Origin of the sequence: Variovorax sp. V213 (assembly GCF_041154455.1) — a bacterium.
Classification (GTDB): domain Bacteria; phylum Pseudomonadota; class Gammaproteobacteria; order Burkholderiales; family Burkholderiaceae_C; genus Variovorax.
In genome coordinates this window covers 1234888-1256236 of the sequence record NZ_AP028664.1, presented here as the reverse complement: position 1 = coordinate 1256236, position 21349 = coordinate 1234888, and the positions used below count along the sequence as shown (strand labels likewise).

The following is a 21349-nucleotide window of genomic DNA, read 5'->3' as shown; positions in this document are numbered from 1 at the left end:
CCGCCGCCTCCGCTACCTTGGCTGCGCGACCACAGCCGCTGACGCTTCGGGCATCGCCAGCGGGTTGAGGCCCGGCGCCCCGACACGCGTCAGCGTGTTGCGGTCGGTGTGATGGAACGGCTCGGCCTGCCCCTGGATCTGCATCACCGTGTCCTGGTCGTACGACCAGGTGCCGTCGGCATTGATGTTCACCGTGATGTTCCACGCCAGCGTGGTGAAGGCGTGCTCGATGAACGGGTTGGACACGATGCCGTTCATCAGGCTGCCGCGCTCGGCACTGAGCGTGAAGCGCGTGTCGCCGGCCTTGGCGTGGCCGCTTGCCATGGCCACTTGCCCGCGCGGAATGGCCAGCGTGTGCAGCACGGTCTCGGTGGCGGGCTCCCAGAGCCAGTAGCCCACCTGGTCGTGATACATCTTGGTGAGCCCGGGCTTGTGGATGTAGGTGTGGTAGCGCAGGCCATACAGCAGCTGGGGGCCGTTGGTCTGCGGATCAATCGGCTGCAGCTCGTAGCGCTCGACGTAGACCTGCGTCTTCGGGCCTTCGCGCTTGGGCTTGACGTCCACCCCGCGGCTGCCCTCCCAGATGCCGGCCATGGCGCGCAGCGGGCCGAGGTTGGCAAGCGTGTCGGGGTCGGCGTTGGGCTCGGTGTAGATGTCTTCGGTCGGGTTCATGCTGGACTGTCGATCGTGGTGATGGCTTCGGATTCTGCTTGAGGGTGCTTGCGGCCGGTTTTTCAAACGTCGCCAATGGCATGCAAGGACCGCACCGCGCCGCGCGCAGGTCCGAACGCGCCGTAGCGCACGCGCCGGCCGCTCAGGGCTTCGACGCGCTCGATCCATGCTTCGGGGGTGGCGATGCCGTCGGGCACGTAGAGCGGCTTCGCGCCTTGCAGCAACTGCGTCAGCCGCTGCTGCTGCTCGAGGTCCGGCGCGTCGCCTCCGAACGGCAGCGAGGCGAGGCTGACGCCGTCGGCGGTGCGATAGCCGGCGCACCAGCGCAGGCCTGCGCCCTCCACCGCATCGAGATGGCTGGCCACCAGCCCGTCGAGCGGGCCGACCGCGGCGAGCGCATAGTGCAGGAGCACCGCATCGGGATGGCCGCGGCGGAACACGCCTTGCCAGCCCTCGTCAGCGTTGTGCGGTTCGGCCAGCCGCGCGTCGAGTGCCCGGTCGTGCGTGGGCAGCGGCCCGGGGCCGTGGCGCGTGATGTAGCTGCGCAGCACGCCAAGATGTTGAACGGGTGCACCGATGCCGGCGTCGCGCAGCACGGCTTCGACGGCGGCAGTGGAGATGGTGCTCCACGTGGTATGCGGATGAAAGCCGCGCCACTCGTCGAGCAGCACGCCCTGCGCGCCTTCGAACAGCACGGCGCCGGGGCGCGCAAGGCGCTGGCCGATGGCGTCGGCGCTTGCGGGAGGCGACAGGCGCAGGCACGGCGCCGCGGCGTCGAGCCAGCGCCGTGCAAGCGTCGCGTCGCCGAGCAGGGCCAGCTCCCCTGCGGCCTCGGCATGCGGAGGTGCCGCGTGTTCGAGTTCGCGCCGCAGCGCGATGCGCAGGGCTTCGAGCTTTTCGAGCGCCCGCGCGGGGTGCCGCATGTCGCCGTAGTGCAGGGCCGCATCGGGCTCGGCCAGCGCCTGCCGCACCGTTTCGCCGACGCCCACGCCGCAGCTGCCGTGCGCCGCCGCTCCCCTCGCCCATTCGCGCAGCCGGCCTGCGGCCTGGTGGAACGGCGTGGTGACGCGGCAGCGCGCATCGATCAGCAAGCGCGCGAAGGCGTCGTTCACGCCCATCCGGCGCAACGCTTCTTCCTCGACGCGCAGCGCGGTCGGGTGCACCACCACGGGGCTCGCGAGCACGGTCGCCACGCCAGCGTGAAAGCTGCCGGCGCCGAACTGCGAAAAGGTGTGGTGGCGGCCGTCGGTCAGCACCACGTTGTGGCCCGCCTGCGCGCCGCCGTTGAAGCGCACCACGGTGTGGGCCTGCAGCTCGCCGCACAGGTGGTCGGTGAAGCGGCCCTTGCCGCAGTCGCCGAAACCCAGGCCGAGCAGCGAGACGTAGCGCGTCGGGTGTGCCGGGGAGCTCACACGGCCGTCAACCGAAGAGCCGCTTCCACCACGAGGAACGCGGCGCCGAGGCCGCGGCGGCGGGCGGCGCGCGCCGCGGTGCATGGGGATCGAGCAGCGCGGCATAGCCGTCGAGCGCGTGCAGCACGCCGGCGACGCGCTGCTTCTCCATGCCGGTGGCGGCCATCACCTTGGCCAGGCCGTCGAGATCGGGCACGGCCTTCTCGGTGAGCGCCACGATGCCGGCGGCCACCGCGCAGGCGTCGTCGGGCGAGTCCATGCAGATCACGTGGTCGCCAAGCAGTTCGCGCCAGCGCGGCTCGCAGCGGCGGCGGCGCTGCGCGTCGGGAATCAGGAAGAACAGGTGGCAGGTTTCGGCCGCGGCGGCAATGACTTCCTCGATGGGAATGTCCTCGTCGAGCTTTTCGCCGATGAGCCCCTCGACCTGGCGGCGCGAGACGGCGGGATACGGCAGCTCGTCGCCGGTCACGAACAAGTAGCCGCGCTTCTTGCGCTTGACCCAGCAGTCCATGTCGGTGTGCTGGGCCATCACGTAGAAGGCCAGCTCGTAGCTTTCTTCGCCGCTGCCGCCGCCCCCGCCTTCGAGATAGCTCCAGGTCAGCCACTGGTCCATGAGCGGCGCGGTCGATTCGAACTGGCCCACCTGCAGCGAAGCCTGGTCGGAATTCGCATCCCCGATGGCCATGAACATGAGCTGCGGATCGGCCACGCCGCAATCGGTCAAGAGCTTCATGAAGGTGGGCAGCTCGCGGCGCGCGAGGATCTGCGGGATGTCGCCCATCGAGCCCGTGACGTCGAGCGCGAATGCAATGCCCAGCGAGTTGGGGTGGTCGGCGTTGTCGCGCGACTCGCGCACCTTGAGCCCGTGCGGGTTCATCAGCGGGTGCGTGGCGGTCTGGGTGAACACCTCGGAGCCGGGCTTGGCGGCGCGGTCGGCAATGAGTGCCGTGTGAGCGGCGTGCGAGTAGTTTCCGTAGCCCATGGGTGCTTGCTCCTCTGTTTTTCGATGGTTGTATTCAGGCGCCGGGCGCCGGGTCGAAATGGACGAACTGCGGCGCGCCGAAGGCTTCGTGCGATGCAGCGGACAACGCCTGCTCGATGCCGCGCGCACCCAGCCGCCGGCATTCGGCGGCGTCTTCGCTGCATCGGCGCAGCAAGGCGGCGAGCGGCGCGGGCGTGTGGGCACCCACGCCGGGGCTGTCATCGGGCTTGCCGCCGTGCAGCACGGCGCGCACGGTCCAGGCGCTTTGCATCAGGTCGCGCGCCGCGGCGGCGGCTTGGGCCGGCCCGGACGCCTGCTGCGCCTGCGACCAGCCGACGATCAGCACGCCATGGTCGCGCGGGTGCGCGAGTGCGTGCGCGGGCGACAGGTCGCGATGGGTCCAGCCCGCGTCGTGCACGAAGGCCAGCACCTCGAGCATGCGGCGCCAGAGCCATACGGCATGCCGCGCATCGATGCCCCGCGGGTTGGCCTGCTGCACGTTGTGCAGGCTGCCCCAGAAGCCGGGCGGATGGCGTAGCACCAGCGCCTGGCGGCTACCGTCTGCAAGGCCTTCGGCCAGGCCCGTGCCCACCGGCTGCGGCAGGCGGCGCGTGAAATACGACGCGCCCGGCATGGCGAGCGCCTGCAAGGCCTGCAGCACCGCGGCTTCCCGCAGCAGCACGATGCCGTCCGCGGACTCGCGCGCCAGCTTGACCGTGACGCGCTCCGGCAGCGCACCGAGCCGCTCGGCCAGCAGCACTTCGCTGTGCTCGCCGATGGCCAGCGGTGCCAGCACGCGGTAGCGCGCGCCGCGCCATTGCAGCATGCGCCCGGTGTCGCCGTGGTCCGCATTCGCCCGGCGCAGCGCGGCGCGAAAGCTCTCGCGCTCGACCGTTTCCTCGCCACGCGTGATGGTGGCGCCGCAATAGCTGCAATTGACGGTGCGCCAGCGCGCGGCACGCGGCAAAGGCGCCGAGCATTGCGGGCAGCTGAGGGCGAGCAGCGAGAGCACGGCGGGCCTAGTCGTTCCTGGACGCCGTCTTGTCGGGCGCGGCCAGCACCCGGTCGATGCGGCGTCCCTCGAGTGCGGCGATCTCGAAATGCCAGCCGGCGCAGTCGATGACCTCGCCGGTCCCGGGCAGGTGGCCCGACACGGCCATCAGCAAGCCCGCGACGGTGTTGTAGCGCCCGCGCTCTTCATCGGGCAGCTCGCGAATGCCGAGCCGCGCGCGCAATTCGGAGACGGGCATCAGCCCGTCGAGCTCCCACACGCCGTCGGGCCGCTCGCGCGCCCAGGCATCGGTCAGGGTGCCGGGCTGCAGCTCGCCGGTGATGGCTTCGAGCATGTCGCGCGGGGTCATGAGGCCCTGCACCACGCCGTACTCGTCGACCACGAACACCAGCCGGCCGCCACGTTCGCGGAATTGCTCGAGCAGCTCCATGCCGGTGAGCGTCTCGGGCACGAACACGGCCGGCGCGGCCTCCTGGCCGAGCACGCCGTCATGGCCGGTGCCCAGGCGCAGCAGGTGCGCAACGCTGATGACGCCCACCACGTCGTCGAGCGAATTGCGGCACACCGGGTACCACGAATGCACGATGTTGAGCGCACCAGCATCCGCCACTTTCTGCAGCGCCTCTGCCACGGTGTCGGAGGCGTCGAGCCATTCGATGTCGGCACGCGGGACCATCAGCGACGACAGCCGGCGGTCGTCCAGGTGGAACACGTTGCGCACCATCTGGTGTTCGTGCTGCTCGATCACGCCGGCATCCACACCCTCTTCGAGGCTGGCCGAAATTTCTTCCTCGGTCATGGAACGCGCGGCATTGGCGTCGATGCGAAGCAGCTTCAGCACGGCGGCCGTGGCGCTCGCGAGCAGCCACACGAAGGGCTTGGCGCCTTTGGCCAGCCCCCGCATCGGGCGCGACACCCAGCGCGCCACGGGTTCCGGATAGAGCTGCCCGATGCGCTTGGGCACCAGCTCGCCGAAGATGATGGTGAAGAAGGTGATGCCGGTCACCACCACCGCGGTGGAAACCACGCTGGCCGTGCCGCGGCCCATGCCCAGGGTTTCCATCCAGACTGCGAGCGGCTCCGCAAAGGCGGCCTCGCCCACGATACCGCTGAGCATGCCGATCGACGTGATGCCGATCTGCACGGTCGAGAGGAAATGGGTGGGCTCCTCCATCAGCCTGAGCGCAGCCTCGGCGCCGGCGTCTCCTGTCTCGGCCAGCGCGGCCAGACGTGCGCGCCGGCTGGTTGAAAGGGCCATTTCAGACATCGCGAACAACGCATTCAGCGTGGTCAGCATGGCCAGCAGGAGAACATCCATGGACAGGGGGTGAAAATGAGGACATGGCACTTTACTTGATCGGCGATATCCAAGGCTGCGACGCCGCCCTCCGGAGGCTGCTCGACAAGATCGATTTCTCACCCAGCCGCGACACCATGGTGCTGCTCGGCGACCTGGTCAACCGCGGGCCCGATTCGGCCGCCGTGCTGCGGCGCGTGCAGGGCTACGGCGCCTCCGCGCTGAGCCTGCTCGGCAACCACGACCTGCATCTGCTGGGCGTGGCGCACGGTGCGCGCAAGTCCGGCCGCAAGGACACGCTGGCCGGCCTGCTGGAGGCGCCCGACAGCGAAGCCATGCTCGAATGGGTGCGCCAGCAGCACATGGCGCTGCACATGCAGATCGGCGGCGGCGACCTGCTCATGGTGCACGCCGGCGTGCTGCCGCAGTGGACGGTGGGCGACACGCTGGTGCTGGCGGCCGAGGTCGAATCCGTTCTGCGCGGCCCGGCGCTGGGCGAGTTCCTGCTCACCATGTACGGCAACGAGCCGGCGCAGTGGAGCGACACGCTCACCGGCAGCGCGCGGCTGCGCGCCATCGTGAACGCGCTCACGCGCGTGCGCTTCTGCACCGCCGAGGGCTTGATGGAGTTCGAGAGCAAGGACGGCATGCTGCCCGGCCCCGAGGGCTTCATGCCCTGGTTCGACGTGCCCGGCCGCAAGACCGCGAGTGCCACCGTGGCCTTCGGCCACTGGTCGACGCTGGGCTGGCTTTCGCGGCCCGACCTGCTTTCCACCGACACCGGCTGCGTCTGGGGCGGCTGCCTCAGCGCGGCGCGCATCGGTGCCACGCTGGACGAGCGCGAACTCATCCAGGTGAAGTGCGAGCAGGCGCAAAAGCCCGGCCAGCCGTCCTGAAGGTCGTCAGGAGCGCGGCAGGCGGAAGCGGTCCAGCGCCATGCGCTGCCCGCCTTGCGCATCGAAGTTCTCGGGCGCCAGCCAGCGCTCGAGCGCGGCGCGCACCGCCGGCCACTCGCCGTCGGTGATCGAGAACCACGCGGTGTCGCGGCTACGCCCCTTGTAGATGATCGCCTGCCGGAAGATGCCTTCGAACTGGAATCCCAGGCGCAAGGCCGCACGCTTCGACGGTTCGTTGAAGTTGTCGCACTTCCATTCGTAGCGCCGGTAGCCGAGTTCGTCGAAGGCCAGCTTCATCAGCAGGTACTGCGCTTCGGTCGACATCGGCGTGCGCTTCAGCAGCCGCGAAAAAGTGACGCTGCCGACTTCGATCGCGCCGTGGGCCGGTTCGATGCGCATGAGCGCCAGCGTGCCGACGGCCCGGCCGCCCTGCCGGTCGATGACCGCGAAGTGCAGCGGATCGGCGCTCTGCGCGGCGCGTTCGACGTGGGCGCGGGTGCTTGCCAGGTCGGCAGGCCGCTCGACGAACAGGTAGGTCCAGTCGCGGCCGTCGGACGCCCGGGCGTAGGCGGCATGCAGATCGTCGGCGTGCCGCGCCGCATCCAGCGGCTCGAGCGTGCAATAGCGGCCTTCGACGGGACGGCGCGGTGGCAGCGGGCGCGCCGTCCAACCGGGCACCAGGGGGCCGATCGACTGGCCGTATTCGTTGTGGCGAGCTGACATGGAAGAACTTTCAGTGAGGGAGATGAAGCGGCACTGCCGGAGAGCGCTAAAGTACCTCCGGCGTGGCGCTACAGGAAGCGCCACGATTCGTCGATTTCATGGTGCCACGCCCTCCCGCCAATGAGCCATCCGCCTCGTCCCGCCGCCACCGCCTGGCTTGAATCTCCGCTCGCCAGGGAGCGCGAGGCCGGCTCGATGCAGCGCCAACTGCACGAGCGGCTGAAGCGCGCCATTCTCGACGGTGGCCTTGCGCCGGGCAGCCGGCTGCCCGGTTCGCGCGCGCTGGCCGAGGCACTCTCGATTTCCCGCAACACCGTCACTGCGGCCTACGAGCACCTTGCGGCCGAAGGCTACGTGCAGCCCGATCGGCAGGGCACGCGCGTGACCGAACTGTCGCCGCCCGCACGGGCCACGCGTGCGGCCACGCCGGACGCGACGCCGGCCACCGCGTCGCGCCTCGCCCGAATCCAGCCCGGCGGGCCGCGCGCCGAGATGGACGCCGCCCTGCGGCCCGGCATGCCCGCGCTGTCGCACTTTCCTGCAGCTGCATGGCGTCGCGCCGTCGACCGCGCGATCCGCGACGCCAGCCCGGCCACGCTCGGCTACGGCGATCCGCTGGGCGAAGCACCGCTGCGCGCGGCCATCGCGCGGCATCTGGCCATTGCGCGCGGCGTGCGCTGCGAACCGCGCCAGGTCGTGATCGCCGAAGGCGCGCAGGAAGCCATTTCGCTTTGCGTGCGGCTGCTGTCCAATCCCGGCGACACCGGGTGGGTCGAAGACCCGGGCTACCGCGGCGCGAAGGCCGCCATGCACGCGGGCGACATGCGCATCGCGGCGATGCGAGTCGATGCCGAAGGACTGTGCGCGAGCGAGCGCGACTGGCAGAAGCACCCGCCCCGGCTGGTCTACACCACGCCCTCGCACCAGTACCCGGCCGGCGCGGTGCTGAGCATCGCGCGCCGCCTGGCGCTGATCGCACAGGCGCGCAAGCACGGCACATGGATCATCGAGGACGACTACGACAGCGAGTTCCGCCACACCGGCGAACCCATCGGCGCAATGCAGGGCCTGGTGGACGATGCGCCGGTGCTCTATGTGGGCACCTTCAGCAAGACGATGTTCCCATCGCTGCGGCTGGGCTTCGTGGTGCTGCCCGCGCCGCTCCTGGCCGCGGTGCAGAAGCCGCTCGAGGAAATGCTGCGCGGCGGGCACCGCCACGAACAGCTCGCAATGGCCGACTTCATCGAGAGCGGCCAGTTCAGCCGGCACCTGGGCCGCATGCGGCGGCTCTATCGCGAGCGGCAGCAGGCGCTGAGGCTGGCGCTGAACCGGCATCTCAAGGTTCCGCACGAGATCGACGGCGGCCATTGCGGGCTGCACCTCACGGTGCGGCTGCCGCCGCGCTTCGACGACCGCCAGATCGCGGCCGAAGCGCTGCGCCACCGGCTCGCCCCTGCCGCCTTGTCGAGCTTCGCGATCAGGCCGTTGCCCGCGGACAACGGGCTGGTGCTCGGCTACGGCAACACCTCGGCGGAGCTCTTCGAGCCGCTGGTCAAGCGGCTGTCGCAACTGGCGCGGGCCGCCGAGCGCGGCCGCGCGTGATCAACCCTGCGCCGCGACGCCGAAGCCCGTGTCGAAGGTGGTCTTCACATCGAGCGGCTGCCTGATGAGCCCCACCTGGCGGTAGAAGTCCGCCGTGCCTTGCTGGTCGGCAATGACCTGCGCATCGATGGGCACCCACTTCTGCTGGCGGCGCTCGAACTGAAGCTTCGCTGCCTCGGGCGGAATGCCGATGATGCGGGCGAGCACGGCCGAGTAGGCATCGACGTTGCGGTACGACCAGAGCTGCGCCTTCACCACGCGCTGCAGAAAGTCCTGCAGCAACGGCCGCTTGGCGGCGATGGCCGCATCGGTGGCCGCGAGGTAGCTGAGCCCCGGCAGCAGCCCGCGCCCGCTGACGAGCACGCGCGCATGGTGGCTGACCTCGGCCAGCGCGGTGTAGGGCTCCCAGGTGGCCCAGGCATCGACAGAGCCTTGCGTGAGCGCGAGCTTGGCGTCGGCCGGCGCAAGAAAGCGGATGTTCACCTCCTCGGGTTTGAGGCCGGCCGCAGTGATGGCCTTGAGCGTGACGTAGTGGCCGATGGAGCCGCGGTTGGTCGCGATGCTCTTGCCCTTGAGATCGGCGGCGGTCTTGAGCGGCGAGTCGGGCCGCACCAGCACCGCCGTGCCGTAGGAATCCGAGCGGTTCGCACCGATGGCCTTGACGCGCGTGCCGGCGGCAAGCGCAAAGATGAGCGGCGCATCGCCGATGGGGCCGGAATCGACCGCGGCGGCGTTGAGCGCTTCGGCCAGCGGCGCGGCCGCGGGAAATTCAGACCACTGGATGTCGTAGCCGAGGCCTTCGAGCCCGCCTGCTGCTTCGAGCAGCGCGCGCAACCCGCCCTTCTGGTCGCCGGCCTTGAGCACCGGGCGGCCCTGTGCGCGGGCCTGCAACGAGAAGGCGGGCAAGGCCACGGTTGTGGCGGCGGCGAGCCCTTGCGCGAGAAGCCGCCGGCGCGATCGGTCGAGGTGTGAGTCCATGGGTTCTCCGTGTTCGGTCGAGGAAAGAAAAAAGAAAGTCAGTGGATGAAGCCGCCCTTGACGAAGCGCACCGGCTGCGCGTCCATGCGCGCGATCAGCGCGCCCAGGCCGTCGGCCGGCAGGGCTGCGCCGCCCTGCTCCGCCGCGCGTTCGCTGCGGCAAAGCAGGTCGTCGTCCGACCAGCCCGCCTTGTCGGGCTGGCCGCGCGCGCGCAGCCAGCCGTCGCGATCGGCGATGAGTTGGGTGCCGGCAAGCTGGTCGGTGCCGGCGATCAGCGCCAGCGCCTCCCATGCGGCGGCTGAATCGGCCACGCAATCGGCGGCTGGTGCCGCAGCGCCTGCCGGCGGCACCAGCCGCACGGTCACAAGCCGCGGGTCTTCGGCCGGCGCAGCATCGCCCGCCACGATGCGCACGCGTTGCCCGCGCCAGCTCGCCAGCAGGCGCGGCGGCTGCGAGCCACAACGCACCGCCATGTCGGGCAGGCCGACGGGCTGCGGCCAGCTGCCGAGCGCGCGCAGGCTTTGGCCCGCGCCCAGCGCCTTCATGTAGTCGATCAACGCCCAGGCGTCGGCCTCGTCGAGCTTTTCGACGAAGCCGGGCATCGTGGGTTGGCCGCCCTCCCGCGCGTCGCGCGTGCCGTGAAGAATGCGCCAGAGCAAGTCGCCGTCGGCACGCCGCCAGAGCAAGGGGCCATTGAGATTCGGTGGCCACACCGCAAGCGAGGCCGCAAGCGGCCCTTCGCCCTTGCCGTCCGCACCATGGCAGGCCACGCAGTTCTGTTCGTAGAGCGCGCGGCCCTTGGCGATGGAGGCGGCCGTGAAGCCGGTTGGCGAGTTCTGGAAGCTCGTGGGCGTTGCCGGCACCAGCACCACGCGCGCCTCGGGCCAGGGCGCCGCGATCAACAGCATCGGCACCAGCGCGAGAAAGTAGAAGCGCGGACGTCGCCAGAACAGCGCGAGCAGCAACGCGAGCACCGCCGCGGCGACGAACACCAGCGTCCACGCGAGGCTGCGCGCCTGCCCCAGGTCGATCAGCAGGTTCTCGCCCGACAGCCGGTGCGCCCACGGCCAGGCCGGCTGGCCATGCACATGCGACGCGAGCCCGAGTGCATCGAGCATGCGCAACAGCTGCAGCTGCGCGCCCTGGAGCAGGCCGATCAGCAGGTTGAGCCAATCGGCCTCGGGTGTGCCGCTCATGTCACCAGGTCGCGTCGAGCCCCAGGTGCCGCAACGCTTCGTGCCGCAACTCGGCAAGCCGCGCATGGCCGCGATGCCGGGGATACGGCAGGTCGACCACGATCTCCGTCGCGATGCGCGCCGGCCGGTCGCTCAGCACGATCACGCGGTTGGCGAGGAACAGCGCCTCCTCCACGTCGTGCGTCACCAGCAGCGCCGAGAAGCCCGCGCGCTGCCACAGGTTGACCAGCTCGCTCTGCATGGCGATGCGCGTGAGCGAATCGAGCTTGCCCAGCGGTTCGTCGAGCACCAGCAGTTGCGGATCGTTGACGAGTGCGCGCGCCAACGCCACGCGCTGCGCCATGCCGCCCGAAAGCTGGTGCGGAAAGGCTTTTGCAAAGTCGGTGAGGCCGACGAGCTTGAGCGCCTCGTCGACACGCCCGCGCTGCGCCTTGAGCACGCCGCGCGCCTGCAGGCCCAGCGCCACGTTGTCCCACACGCTGCGCCAGGGGTAGAGCGTCGGGTCCTGGAACACGACGATGCGCGAAGGGTCGGGCCGCGTGATCGGCGCATCGTCCTGCGTGATGCGGCCGGCCGTCGCGGGCTCGAGCCCGGCCACGAGGCGCAGCAAGGTCGACTTGCCGCAGCCGCTCGGCCCCAGCAGCGCGACGAACTCGCCGGGCTTCACCGTGAGGTCGATGTCGTCGAGCACCTGCAGCGGCCCCGCCGGCACATCGAACCAGTGGCTCACGCCGCGGATGTCGATGTGCGCTCCGGCCTGGCGCACGCCCGCTTCAGCAATGGCTACCACTTCACGGTCCCCTTCTGCCACGACAGCACGCGGTCGCGCACCTTGAAAAGCAGCGTGATCAGGCCCGAGCACAGCACGGCCATCACGATCAGCGCCGCGTACATGTTCGAGTACGAGGCCCAGCCCTGCGCCCACGAAAGATAGAAGCCGAGCCCGGCCTTCACGCCCATCATCTCGGCCGTGACCAGCACCGAGAACGCCGCGCCCAGGCCCATGAAGAGGCCCACGAACACTTGCGGCAATGCTGCCGGAATGGCCACGCGCAGCACCAGGAAGCGCTCGCTCGCGCCCATGGTGCGCGCCACGTCGTAGTAGTTGCGGTTGACGCCCGCCACGCCGGACCAGGTGAGCACCGCGACCGGAAAGCCCGTGGCCAGCGCAATCAGGAACACCGCGGCCGCATAGCTCGACGGAAAGAAGAAGAACGCCAGCGGCAGCAGAGCCGAAGCCGGCACCGGCCCCAGGAAGCGCAGCACCGGATGCACCCAGTAGCCCGCAATGCGCGACCAGCCGATGGTCACGCCCGTGAGAAAGCCAGCGAGCGCGCCCAGCACGAAGCCGTGTGCCAGCAGACGCGCCGAGTGCAGCAGGCTCTCGCCGAGGCGGTGCCAATCGTCGATGTAGGTTTCGACCAGGCTCTGCGGCGGCGCGAAGAACGGCGTGGGGAGCCATGCGAGCTTGGCGGTCGCGATCTCCCAGATGGCAAAGAGCAGCGGCAGCGCGACGAGCCAGGGTCCGGCGGGCCGCAGCGCGCGTGCAATGCGGCCGGCACGCGGCCCGAGCAGGGCGACGACCAGCAACAGCGCACCGGCCACGATGGCGGAGATGCCGAACTCGTCGGTGTAGGCCCAGTCGCTGAAGCCCACGGCCTTGTTCGGCCAGTAGATCGTCAGGAGGCCCAGGGCGAACCATGCGGCGGCGGCGGCGAAGCCGATACGCCATGCAGGCAAGGTCGCTGGCGTTCGGGCCGGTGTCGGGGCAGGAGCCGACGCGCGTGCGGGCACCGCGGCCTTCACCCTGGCCCTCCCCCTGAAGGGGAGGGAATCGAAGCCGAATGCGGGATCAGGTGTGCTCATGCGAGTGGGTCATAGGAGACGTGCTCGGCGAAGCGCACCGGATCGGTGGTCTTCTTGAGCACGCCGACGCCGCGGAAATCGCGCGCATAGAACTCCACCTCGTCGCGCAGGTTCTTGCCGAGCGGATGGTGGTTGTGCGTGAGCGTGCCGAGCAGCGCGCGCAGGTCTTCCACGGGCACCTTGGGCGAATACTTGGCAAAGAGCTTGGCCGACTCGTTCGGGTTCTCGGCCACGTAGTCGGAGGCTTGCGCAATGGCGCGCACCAGCGCGGCCACGGCGGGTTTGTCCTTTCGCACGAGCTCGCCGCGCGCACCGACGATGCAGCAGACCTTGTCCTTGTATTCGCCCGAGAGGTTGCTCGCGATCTCGACGAAAGCGCCCTTGTTGCGCTTCTCGATCAGGTAGACGTTCGGGTCGCCGTCGGCAATGGCGTGGATCTCTCCCTTCTGCACGGCAATGTCCAGGAGGTCCGCGGGGTACTGGCGCCAGGTCACGTCCTTGTCGGCGTCGACGCCGTTCTTGGCCAGCAGGATCGAGAAGAAGTTCTTGCCCGGGCTCGCAATGTCCGACACGCCGATGATCTTGCCCTTCAGGCTTGCGATGCTGGTGGCACCCGCGGCCTTGGCGCCCACCAGCCGCACGCAGCCGCCGTGCGAGCTGCCGACGATCTTCACGTCGAAGCCGGACTCCAGCGGCTTGAGCCAGCGGTGGATCATGCCCACGGCCGCATCGGCCTTGGCCGTGGCCAGCGACTCCAGCAGCTGGTCGGTGGAGCCGGTGTAGTTGATCAGGTCCACCTGGAGCCCGTTGCGCTCGAAGTAGCCGCGCTCCTGCGCGACGACGACGGGCGAGAGGCAGAACGCGGCGGCGTTCCACGCGAAGGTGAGCTTGCGGGCCTGCTGCGAAAACGCCTGAGAGGCGATCAGGCCGCCCGAGGCGACCACGGCGGCGGCGCCGCCCGCGCGCAGAACGCTGCGGCGTGAAAGGGATACGGTCATCGAGAACTCCGTTGGTTTTTTCTTCAGAGCAGCAGCTCGGGTTCTGCTTCGACCAGGCCTTCATAGAGGCTGTCGAAAGAATGGATGGCCCCCTCCGGCCCTCCGATCTGGCTGTGCGTGTGGCGCGCCGTTGCCTCGTCGATCGGCTGTGGCTTGCCGGCGGCTTCGGCCAGCAACTGCGTGTGGCAGGCGTTGTCGAGCGCGATGTACCACCAGGCGGCGGCCTCCACCGTCGGGCCGGCGGTCAGGATGCCGTGGTTCTTGAGGATCGCGCCCTTCCTGTCGCCCAGCGCCTCTGCGATGCGGTCGCCCTCGCTGGTGTCGACCACCATGCCGGTGAAGTCGTCGAACAGCGCCACGTCGTCATGGAACACGCAGCTGTCCTGCGTGAGGGTGTCGAGCTTGCGGCCGAGCGTGGACCAGGCCTTGCCGTAGGTCGAGTGCGTGTGGGCGGCCGCAATGATCTTCGGGTTGTGCTCGTGGATCGCCGCGTGGATGGCGAAGGCGGCCTTGTTGAGCGGCCGGTCGCCAATCACGGTCTCGCCCTTCGAATTGACGAGCAGCAGGTCGGATACCTTGATGCGCGAGAAGTGGATGCCCAGCGGGTTGACCCAGAAGTGATCGGTGAGCTCCGGGTCGCGCGCCGTGATGTGGCCCGCGAGGCCCTGCGCAAAGCCGAAGCGTGCGAACAGGCGGAAGGCGCCCGCGAGGCGCTCCTGCCGATGGCGGCGCTCGGCCTGCACGCTGGTGCGTGGCGGGATCGGGTCGAACCAGTATTTCTGCTGCGGGTTGGGGTTGAGTTTGAGCGGTTGGACCGCGTTGCGGTCGATCGAAAGAACGGCGCTCATCGCTCAGGCCGCCTTGCGTTGCGTTTGCAAACGTTGAGCCACCAGCTCCCGCGTGCGCGGAATCAGCTCACGGCCATAGTCGGTCGCGTCTTCCAGCGGATCGAAGCCGCGGATCAGGAAGGTGGTCACGCCCAGGTCGTAGTAGTCGAGCAGCGCATCGGCCACCTGCTCGGGCGTGCCGACCAGCGCGGTGCTGTTGGAACGGCCGCCGATTTCCTGCGCAACCGCGGTCCACAGCCGCTTGTCGAGCCGCGTGCCTTTTTCGGCCGCGGCCAGCAGGCGCTTCGCGCCTTCGCTCTGCTGCGGGCCGCCGCGGTTGTAGCCCTGCACCACGCGCAGCCGCCGGGTCTCGGCCAGGATGCGGTCGGCGCGCGCCCATGCGGCCTCTTCGGTCTCCGCGAGGATCGGGCGGAACGACACCGAGAAACGCACGCTGCGGCCGTGCTTCGCGGCTTCGGCGCGCACGCGGGTCGTGAGCTCGCGCGCCTGGTCGAGCGATTCGCCCCACAGCGCATACACGTCGGCGTACTTGCCGGCCACGGGAATCGCCGCCTCCGACGCGCCGCCAAAATACACCGGCACATGCGGCTTGCCATTGCGCGTCTGCACCGGCTTCACTTCCGAGAACGCGTTCTGGAAGCGGTAGTGCGCGCCTTCGTGGTCGAAGGGCTTCTCGCCGGTCCACACCTTGTGCAGCACTTCCAGGTATTCGTCGGTGCGGGCATAGCGCTGGTCGTGGCCCAGCCAGTCGCCGTCGCGCCGTTGTTCTTCGTCGGAGCCGCCCGAGATGTAGTGCACCGCGAGCCGGCCGTCGCTGAACTGGTCGAGCGAGGCGAACTGTCGCGCCGCCAGCGTGGGCGCCACGAAGCCGGGGCGGTGCGCGAGCATGAAGTGGATGCGCTCGGTGACCGACGCTGCGTAAGACACGGTGAGCGTGGCGTCGGGGCCGGTCGAGTGGTGCGGCACCAGCACGCGGTCGAAGCCCGCGTTCTCGTGCGCCTGGGCAAAGGCGCGCACATAGTCGCGGTCGATGGCCGGGCCCTTGGCGGCATGGATCTCCGAGACCTTCTGGCCCTGGATCATGCCGATGAATTCAACGTCGTTCTGGCTCATGGTGTCCTCGTGTTTTTCAGGATGGATGCGGGGTTGTTCAGGCGGCAGGCAGGCGCAGTACGCTTTCGAAGCTGCGGTCCCACAAGGGCTTGACGTCGGCCGGGCCGTCGAGAACGCCGATCTTCAGGAAGGTGTTGGCCACCTCCTGGTGGCTGCGCACCACGGCGTCGGTGACGGGGCCCAGGCTGTAGTCGCCGCTGCGGCCGTTGAAAAGCTCGACCAGGTCGCCGACCGGCACGCGCGTCTCGGCCGACTGCGCGCGCGCATAGGCCAGGAAGTTGCCGTTGATCCATGCGAAGGCGCGCTGCAGACGCTGCAACAGGTCGCTCAATGCCGCGCGTCGCAGCGCATCGTCCAGAGCGCGCGGGTTGGCGTAGATGGGAAAATTGCCGGAGAGATAACCCACGCCGGTCTTGATGGTGCGGGCTCCGTACTGCGTGCGCGCAAGCTGGCCGTTGTAGCCATAGATGGCCCAGGCATCGAGATCGCCGCGCGCAAAGGCCGAAAGGCCGTCCGACGGCGTGAGGCTCACGGCCTGGATGTCGCTGAACGAGAGGCCCGCCTCGGCCAGCTGTTTGGCCAGGTAGTAGTGGGAGGTGGTGGCGCGCACATAGCCCACGCGCTTGCCCTTGAAGTCGGCAATGCTGCGGATCGGCGAATCCTTGCGCGCCAGCGTGGCCTGGTTGTTCAGGTCTTCGTGCGTCACGGCCACCAGCTTCACGCTCGATTTCTGGCGCGCGGCGAACACCGGCGGGATCTCGCTGCCCGAGCCCAGGTCGAGTGCGTCACCATTGATGGCCTCGATGTGCAGCACGCCATTGTTGAGCTCTCGCCAGTCGATCTTGTAGGGCGTGCTGGCCTGGCCGGAAGCCTGCAGCAGCGGCCGCCAGAGGCCCTTGTAGGTGCCCACGCGCAGGATCACGCCCGAAAGATCGCGTGCCGGCGTTGCGGCCTGGGTTCCGCCTGCGGCGGCGATCGTGCTCCAGCCCGCGGCGGCCTGGAGCAGGCGGCGTCGATCCCTGAGGAAATCAGATTTCATGGTCCGGACCGTACCGAGACCAGCGCCGAAAGCGAACGCAGAAAAACGAGTTTGCATATGCGGGATGCGTCGTTTTCGGCGCGGCGCGGCCCCGCTAATGTGCCGGACCATGAGTGCACTCCCCTTGCGCCGCCCGCCGGTCACGAATGAACAAGAAAACCCGACGCCCCGCGTCGTCGAGGCCGAAGTCGATGCCGCCGTGCTGGCGCGGCTGTCGTCGCAGTTCGCCGCCACCGCGGCCGACCACGACCGCAGCGGCGCCTTTCCGCATCCGAACTTCGAGGCGCTGCAGTCGCACGGCCTCATCGGCCTGGTGGCGCCCGCGGCGCACGGCGGCGGGGGCGCCACGCTGGCGACGGCGCGGCGCGTGATCGCGGCCGTGGCGCACGGCGAACCGGCCACCGCGCTGATCCTGACGATGACCTACCTGCAGCATCACGCGCTCGCACGCAGCGACAGCCGCTGGCCGCAGCAGCTGCGCGAACGCGTGTTGCGCGACGCGGTCGATCGCGGTGCACTCATCAACGCGCTGCGCGTGGAACCTGCGCTCGGCTCGCCCGCGCGCGGCGGGCTGCCCGCGACGATCGCCCGCCGCGAAGGCGGCGGCTGGAAGATCGACGGCCACAAGCTCTACACGACCGGCATCGAGGGCCTCTCGTGGCTCGCCGTGTGGGCCCGCACCGACGAGCCCGCGCCGCGCACCGGCGTGTTCCTGGTGCCGCGCGATGCACCCGGCGTGCGCGTGATCGCGAGCTGGGATCACCTGGGCCTGCGCGCTTCGGGCAGCCACGAGGTGGTGTTCGAGAACGTGGCGATCGAGCACGATCACGCCGTCGACCTGCGCACCCCGGCCGACTGGGCCCCCGATGCCGGCAGCCAGACCGACATCGACGCCCATGCCACGCAGCAGGCCTGGATGACAGTGCTGCTCGGCAGCCTCTACGACGCAGTGGCGCAGGCCGCGCGCGACTGGCTCGTAAGCTTCTTGAACCAGCGCGCGCCCGGCAGCCTGGGTGCGCCGCTCGCAAGCCTGCCGCGCGTGCAGGAGCACGTGGGCGAAATCGCCGCGCTGCTGCGCACCAACCGCGTGCTGCTCGACGATGCCACCCGCGCCGTGGACGAGGGCCGCGCGCAGCCAGCCACTGAAAGCGGCCTGCTCAAGTACACCGTGACCAGCAATGCGATCCGTGCGGTCGAGCTGGCGCTGCAGCTGAGCGGCAATCACGGCCTCACGCGGCAGAACCCGCTGGAGCGGCACTACCGCGACGTGCTGTGCAGCCGCATCCACACGCCGCAGAACGATGCGATCCTGGTCGCAGCGGGCGCGCGTGCATTGCTGCTCTCGGGAGCCGCAGCATGACCGACCTGCTCTTCTCCAAGGCCTCGCGCCGCAGCTGGCTCAAGCAGGGCGCGGTGCTCTCGCTCACAGCCGCCGGGGGGCTGCGCGCATGGGCGCAGCCGCAGGCTACGCTGGTGCTCGGCGACCAGGCCGGCGGCCTGCGCGCATTGTTCGAGGCCTCGAAGGCCCTGGAGGGCGTGCCCTTTGCCTACCGCTGGGCCAATTTCCAGGGCGCGGCACCGCTGTTCGAAGCGCAGCGCAGTGCGGCCGTCGACACGGCGGTGGCCGGCGACCTGCCGGTGCTGGCCGCCGCCGTCGGCCGGACGCCGCTGAAGATCGTCGCCACGCGCGTGGGCAAGGCCGATGCGCTCGGCATCGTGGTGCAGCCCGATTCGCCCTTGCGCAAGGTGGCCGACCTGCGCGGCAAGACGGTGATCGTTTCGTCCGCGCGCGGCAGCATCTCGCAGTACCAGCTGTATGGCGCGCTCGAAGAAGCCGGCGTGCGGCGCGACGAAGTCACGGTGAAGTTCGTGCTACCGACCGATGCGGCCGCGGCCTTCGCTTCGAAGCAGATCGACGCCTGGGCCGTTTTCGACCCCTACTACACAATGGCGCTGCAGCAGGGCGGGCGCGTCCTGCGCGACGGGCGCGGCATCAACACGGCGCTGGGCTTCATCACCGCGAGCGAGCCTTCGCTGGCCGACCCCGCAAAGCGCGCGGCCATCGTGCAGTTTCTCGACCGGCTGGCGCGCGCCGGCGAATGGGCGCTGGCCAATCCCGAGGCGTATGCGCAGGCCTACAGCCAGCTCACGCGGCTGCCGCTCGAATCGGCCCGGATCATCACCGCGCGCGCCTCGGTCACCGGCCGCCCTGTGTCCGAGGCCGACATCGTCGCCTTGCAGGTGGTGGCCGACCGCTCGGCGCGCGACGGCATCCTGCCGGTGCGCGTGGACGTGCGCGCCATCACCGACGCGCAGGTCTGGAAACGTCCGGCGTGAGCGCAGCATCCGGCATTGCGCCTCTGCGCGAGTTCGTCGGCGAGTTCGTCGGCGCGTTCGGCCGCCTGCTCGATGGCGGCCCGGACGAGCCGCGCATTCTTTCCGAAGGCGGCGCGCTGCTTCGCACGCTGGTGGCGCAAGGCGACTGGCTGCCCGACGCCTTTGCCCAACCCGACCCGGCGCGCTACCAGCAGTTCCTGCTGCATGCCGACAGCACCGAACGCTTCTCGGTCGTGAGCTTTGTCTGGGGACCGGGGCAAGCGACGCCGGTGCACGACCACACGGTGTGGGGCCTGATCGGCATGCTGCGCGGCGCGGAGTACAGCCAGGGCTATGCCCTTGGGCCCGATGGCCAGGCACGGCCGCAAGGTGCCGCGGTGCGGCTCGACGCCGGCGACGTGGAGGCTGTGTCGCCGACCTTGGGCGACCTGCACCGCGTGCACAACGCACATGCGGACCGCGTGTCGATCAGCATCCACGTGTATGGCGCCAACATCGGAGCCGTGCGGCGGCATACTTACCCCGCCGAGGGCGGACGCAAGCCCTTTGTCTCGGGCTACTCCAACACGCTTCTTCCCAACCTGTGGGACCGCTCCGCCGAACTGAGATCGACGACCTCCGCATGACGACCACCAACGCCTTTCCCCTTGCCGTGCCTTTTGCCGCCGTGCGCGCGCGCCTGCTCGCGCGCGACGAAACCGCGCTGCTCGACGTGCGCGAGGAAGACCCCTTCGCGCAGGAGCACCCGCTGTGGGCCGCGAACCTGCCGCTCTCGCGCATCGAGATCGAAGCCTGGCGGCGCATTCCGCGGCTGGACACCTTCATCGTGCTGTACGGCGCGCATGACGGAACCGATCTGGCGCCGCTGGCCGCGCGCACGCTGGCCTCGCTGGGCTACACGAACCTGCACCTGCTCGAAGGCGGCCTCGAAGGCTGGCGCGCGGCCGGCGGCGAGCTGTTCCGCGACGTGAACGTGCCGAGCAAGTCCTTCGGCGAACTGGTCGAGCACGAGCGGCACACGCCATCGCTCTCCGCACCCGAGGTGAAGGCGCTGGTCGATGGCAAGGCCAACGTGGTGGTGCTCGATGCACGGCGCTTTGATGAATACCGCACGATGAGCATTCCATCGGCCACCAGCGTGCCCGGCGCGGAGCTGGTGCTGCGCGTGCGCGAGCTGGCGCCCGATCCCACTACGCAAGTGATCGTCAATTGCGCGGGCCGAACGCGCAGCATCATCGGCACGCAATCGCTGGTGAATGCGGGCATTCCGAATCCGGTGGCGGCGCTGCGCAACGGCACCATCGGCTGGAAGCTCGCGGGGCAGGTGCTCGACCACGGCGCGGACCGGAAGGCGCCGGCCTCGGTGTCCGATGCGCATCGCGCGCAAGCACAGGCCGACGCGCGCCGCGTGGCGGACAAGGCCGGCGTGCGCCGCATCGCGCTCGACGCGCTGCATACGCTGGAAGCACCGGGGCGCACGGTGTACCGCTTCGACGTGCGCACGCCGGAGGAATACGAGGCAGGCCACCTGCCCGGCTTCGCGAGTGCGCCCGGCGGCCAGCTGGTGCAGGAAACCGACCACCAGGTGCCGGTGCGCGGCGCGCGCATCGTGCTGGTGGACGACGACGGTGTGCGGGCGTCGATGAGTGCGTCGTGGCTCGCGCAGATGGGGTGGGAGGTCTATGTGCCCGACGCGGTGCCGGCCGCCTCGGCCTTCACCGAAACGATCGCGTCGCCGGCCGTCTATCCGCTGGCCGCGGTTGCCATTCGCGAGATCTCGCCCGACGACCTGGCAGCCCTGCTGGAGCAGCAGGCCGCCGCGGCGGTGATCGACGTGACCACCAGCGCCAACTACGTGAAGCGCCACATCCCCGGCGCCTGGTACGCCATTCGCGCCCAGCTTGCAGAGGCCGTCGGCACGGCCATTCCGCGGGCGCGGCGCTATGTGCTGACCTGCGGCAGCAGCCTGCTCGCACGCTATGCGGCGGCAGACCTGCGCCAGCTGCTCGACGCGCGCGGCCAGAGCGACGTGGAAGTGCTGGTGCTGGCCGGCGGCAACGCGGCGTGGTTCGCGGCGGGCCTCGAAGCCGAATTGGGCGAGACGCGGCTCGCGACGCCGCGCACCGACCGCTACCGGCGGCCCTACGAAGGCACCGATGCGCCGCCGGAAGCCATGCAGGCCTACCTCGACTGGGAATACGGCCTCGTCGCGCAACTGGGTCGCGACGGCACGCACCATTTCAACGTGATCTGAGAGCGCGGCAGCGCGCTGCGCAGGGGCCCGGCCTGCAACGGCCGGTCACATTATTTCGCCCGGGTAAAGGAGGTCATCCACCGATGGCGAGGGACGTTTCTTGGGAATACCGATCAACTCGTCC

The 21349-nt window shown here is 69.8% G+C and carries 20 protein-coding genes; 6 read left to right on the top strand and 14 right to left on the bottom strand.

The window, feature by feature from the left end; genetic code table 11:
• Positions 1 to 12: 12 nt before the first annotated feature.
• From ACAM55_RS06120 to ACAM55_RS06100, 5 genes are all read right to left on the bottom strand, one after another.
• A complete protein-coding gene (locus ACAM55_RS06120) occupies positions 13 to 672 on the bottom strand; it encodes an FABP family protein (protein ID WP_369655153.1) in 660 nt (219 codons plus the stop codon).
• A gap of 62 nt (positions 673 to 734) precedes the next feature.
• On the bottom strand, positions 735 to 2084 hold the full coding sequence (locus ACAM55_RS06115) for an adenylosuccinate synthetase (protein ID WP_369655152.1): 1350 nt from the start codon (positions 2082 to 2084) through the stop codon (positions 735 to 737).
• Between the two features lie 7 nt (positions 2085 to 2091).
• A complete protein-coding gene (locus ACAM55_RS06110) occupies positions 2092 to 3066 on the bottom strand; it encodes a VWA domain-containing protein (RefSeq protein WP_369655151.1) in 975 nt (324 codons plus the stop codon).
• 34 nt (positions 3067 to 3100) lie between these two features.
• Complete coding sequence (locus ACAM55_RS06105) at positions 3101 to 4078, bottom strand: protein kinase family protein (RefSeq protein ID WP_369655150.1); 978 nt, start codon at positions 4076 to 4078, stop codon at positions 3101 to 3103.
• 7 nt (positions 4079 to 4085) lie between these two features.
• Positions 4086 to 5396 (bottom strand): hemolysin family protein, encoded by a 1311-nt coding sequence (locus tag ACAM55_RS06100; RefSeq protein WP_369655149.1) that lies wholly within the window; start codon positions 5394 to 5396, stop codon positions 4086 to 4088.
• A 23-nt stretch (positions 5397 to 5419) separates the two neighbouring features.
• On the opposite strand from ACAM55_RS06100, the gene ACAM55_RS06095 reads away from it, so the two are divergent.
• Complete coding sequence (locus tag ACAM55_RS06095; protein ID WP_369655148.1) at positions 5420 to 6271, top strand: symmetrical bis(5'-nucleosyl)-tetraphosphatase; 852 nt, start codon at positions 5420 to 5422, stop codon at positions 6269 to 6271.
• Positions 6272 to 6277: 6 nt separating this feature from the next.
• Here ACAM55_RS06095 and ACAM55_RS06090 read toward each other — a convergent pair whose 3' ends face one another.
• Complete coding sequence (locus ACAM55_RS06090) at positions 6278 to 6994, bottom strand: GNAT family N-acetyltransferase (protein WP_369655147.1); 717 nt, start codon at positions 6992 to 6994, stop codon at positions 6278 to 6280.
• A 120-nt stretch (positions 6995 to 7114) separates the two neighbouring features.
• Here ACAM55_RS06090 and ACAM55_RS06085 point away from each other — a divergent pair, with 120 nt between their 5' ends.
• Positions 7115 to 8596, top strand: a complete 1482-nt coding sequence (locus ACAM55_RS06085) for a PLP-dependent aminotransferase family protein (RefSeq protein WP_369655146.1) — start codon at positions 7115 to 7117, stop codon at positions 8594 to 8596.
• Here ACAM55_RS06085 and ACAM55_RS06080 read toward each other — a convergent pair whose 3' ends face one another.
• Genes ACAM55_RS06080 through ACAM55_RS06045 form a run of 8 tightly spaced genes read right to left on the bottom strand, consistent with a single transcriptional unit; the run spans position 8597 to position 16634 of the window.
• A complete protein-coding gene (locus ACAM55_RS06080) occupies positions 8597 to 9574 on the bottom strand; it encodes an ABC transporter substrate-binding protein (RefSeq protein ID WP_369655145.1) in 978 nt (325 codons plus the stop codon).
• Between the two features lie 38 nt (positions 9575 to 9612).
• The gene (locus tag ACAM55_RS06075; protein ID WP_369655144.1) at positions 9613 to 10770 is read right to left on the bottom strand and encodes a cytochrome c; all 1158 of its coding nucleotides are present in this window, start codon (positions 10768 to 10770) and stop codon (positions 9613 to 9615) included.
• A gap of 1 nt (position 10771) precedes the next feature.
• Complete coding sequence (locus ACAM55_RS06070) at positions 10772 to 11560, bottom strand: ABC transporter ATP-binding protein (RefSeq protein WP_369655143.1); 789 nt, start codon at positions 11558 to 11560, stop codon at positions 10772 to 10774.
• Positions 11554 to 12636 carry an ABC transporter permease gene (locus tag ACAM55_RS06065; RefSeq protein ID WP_369655142.1) on the bottom strand — a complete coding sequence of 361 codons (1083 nt, stop codon included), beginning with the start codon at positions 12634 to 12636 and terminating at the stop codon, positions 11554 to 11556. The genes ACAM55_RS06070 and ACAM55_RS06065 overlap by 7 nt, the downstream gene beginning before the upstream one ends.
• On the bottom strand, positions 12633 to 13634 hold the full coding sequence (locus ACAM55_RS06060) for an ABC transporter substrate-binding protein (protein WP_369655141.1): 1002 nt from the start codon (positions 13632 to 13634) through the stop codon (positions 12633 to 12635). Before ACAM55_RS06060 ends, ACAM55_RS06065 begins: the two co-directional genes overlap by 4 nt.
• 23 nt (positions 13635 to 13657) lie before the next feature.
• Complete coding sequence (locus ACAM55_RS06055) at positions 13658 to 14482, bottom strand: class II aldolase/adducin family protein (RefSeq protein ID WP_369655140.1); 825 nt, start codon at positions 14480 to 14482, stop codon at positions 13658 to 13660.
• A gap of 3 nt (positions 14483 to 14485) precedes the next feature.
• The gene (locus ACAM55_RS06050; RefSeq protein WP_369655139.1) at positions 14486 to 15595 is read right to left on the bottom strand and encodes an LLM class flavin-dependent oxidoreductase; all 1110 of its coding nucleotides are present in this window, start codon (positions 15593 to 15595) and stop codon (positions 14486 to 14488) included.
• Positions 15596 to 15632: 37 nt separating this feature from the next.
• Positions 15633 to 16634, bottom strand: a complete 1002-nt coding sequence (locus ACAM55_RS06045; RefSeq protein ID WP_369655138.1) for an ABC transporter substrate-binding protein — start codon at positions 16632 to 16634, stop codon at positions 15633 to 15635.
• A gap of 109 nt (positions 16635 to 16743) precedes the next feature.
• Between ACAM55_RS06045 and ACAM55_RS06040 the strand changes: the two genes are divergently transcribed.
• Genes ACAM55_RS06040 through ACAM55_RS06025 form a run of 4 tightly spaced genes read left to right on the top strand, consistent with a single transcriptional unit; the run spans position 16744 to position 21225 of the window.
• Positions 16744 to 17994: an acyl-CoA dehydrogenase family protein gene (locus ACAM55_RS06040; RefSeq protein WP_369655137.1), complete on the top strand. Its 1251-nt coding sequence runs from the start codon at positions 16744 to 16746 to the stop codon at positions 17992 to 17994.
• Complete coding sequence (locus ACAM55_RS06035) at positions 17991 to 18971, top strand: ABC transporter substrate-binding protein (protein ID WP_369655136.1); 981 nt, start codon at positions 17991 to 17993, stop codon at positions 18969 to 18971. Before ACAM55_RS06040 ends, ACAM55_RS06035 begins: the two co-directional genes overlap by 4 nt.
• The gene (locus ACAM55_RS06030; RefSeq protein WP_369655135.1) at positions 18968 to 19597 is read left to right on the top strand and encodes a cysteine dioxygenase; all 630 of its coding nucleotides are present in this window, start codon (positions 18968 to 18970) and stop codon (positions 19595 to 19597) included. The genes ACAM55_RS06035 and ACAM55_RS06030 overlap by 4 nt, the downstream gene beginning before the upstream one ends.
• Complete coding sequence (locus ACAM55_RS06025) at positions 19594 to 21225, top strand: rhodanese-related sulfurtransferase (protein ID WP_369655134.1); 1632 nt, start codon at positions 19594 to 19596, stop codon at positions 21223 to 21225. The genes ACAM55_RS06030 and ACAM55_RS06025 overlap by 4 nt, the downstream gene beginning before the upstream one ends.
• Positions 21226 to 21349: the final 124 nt, after the last annotated feature.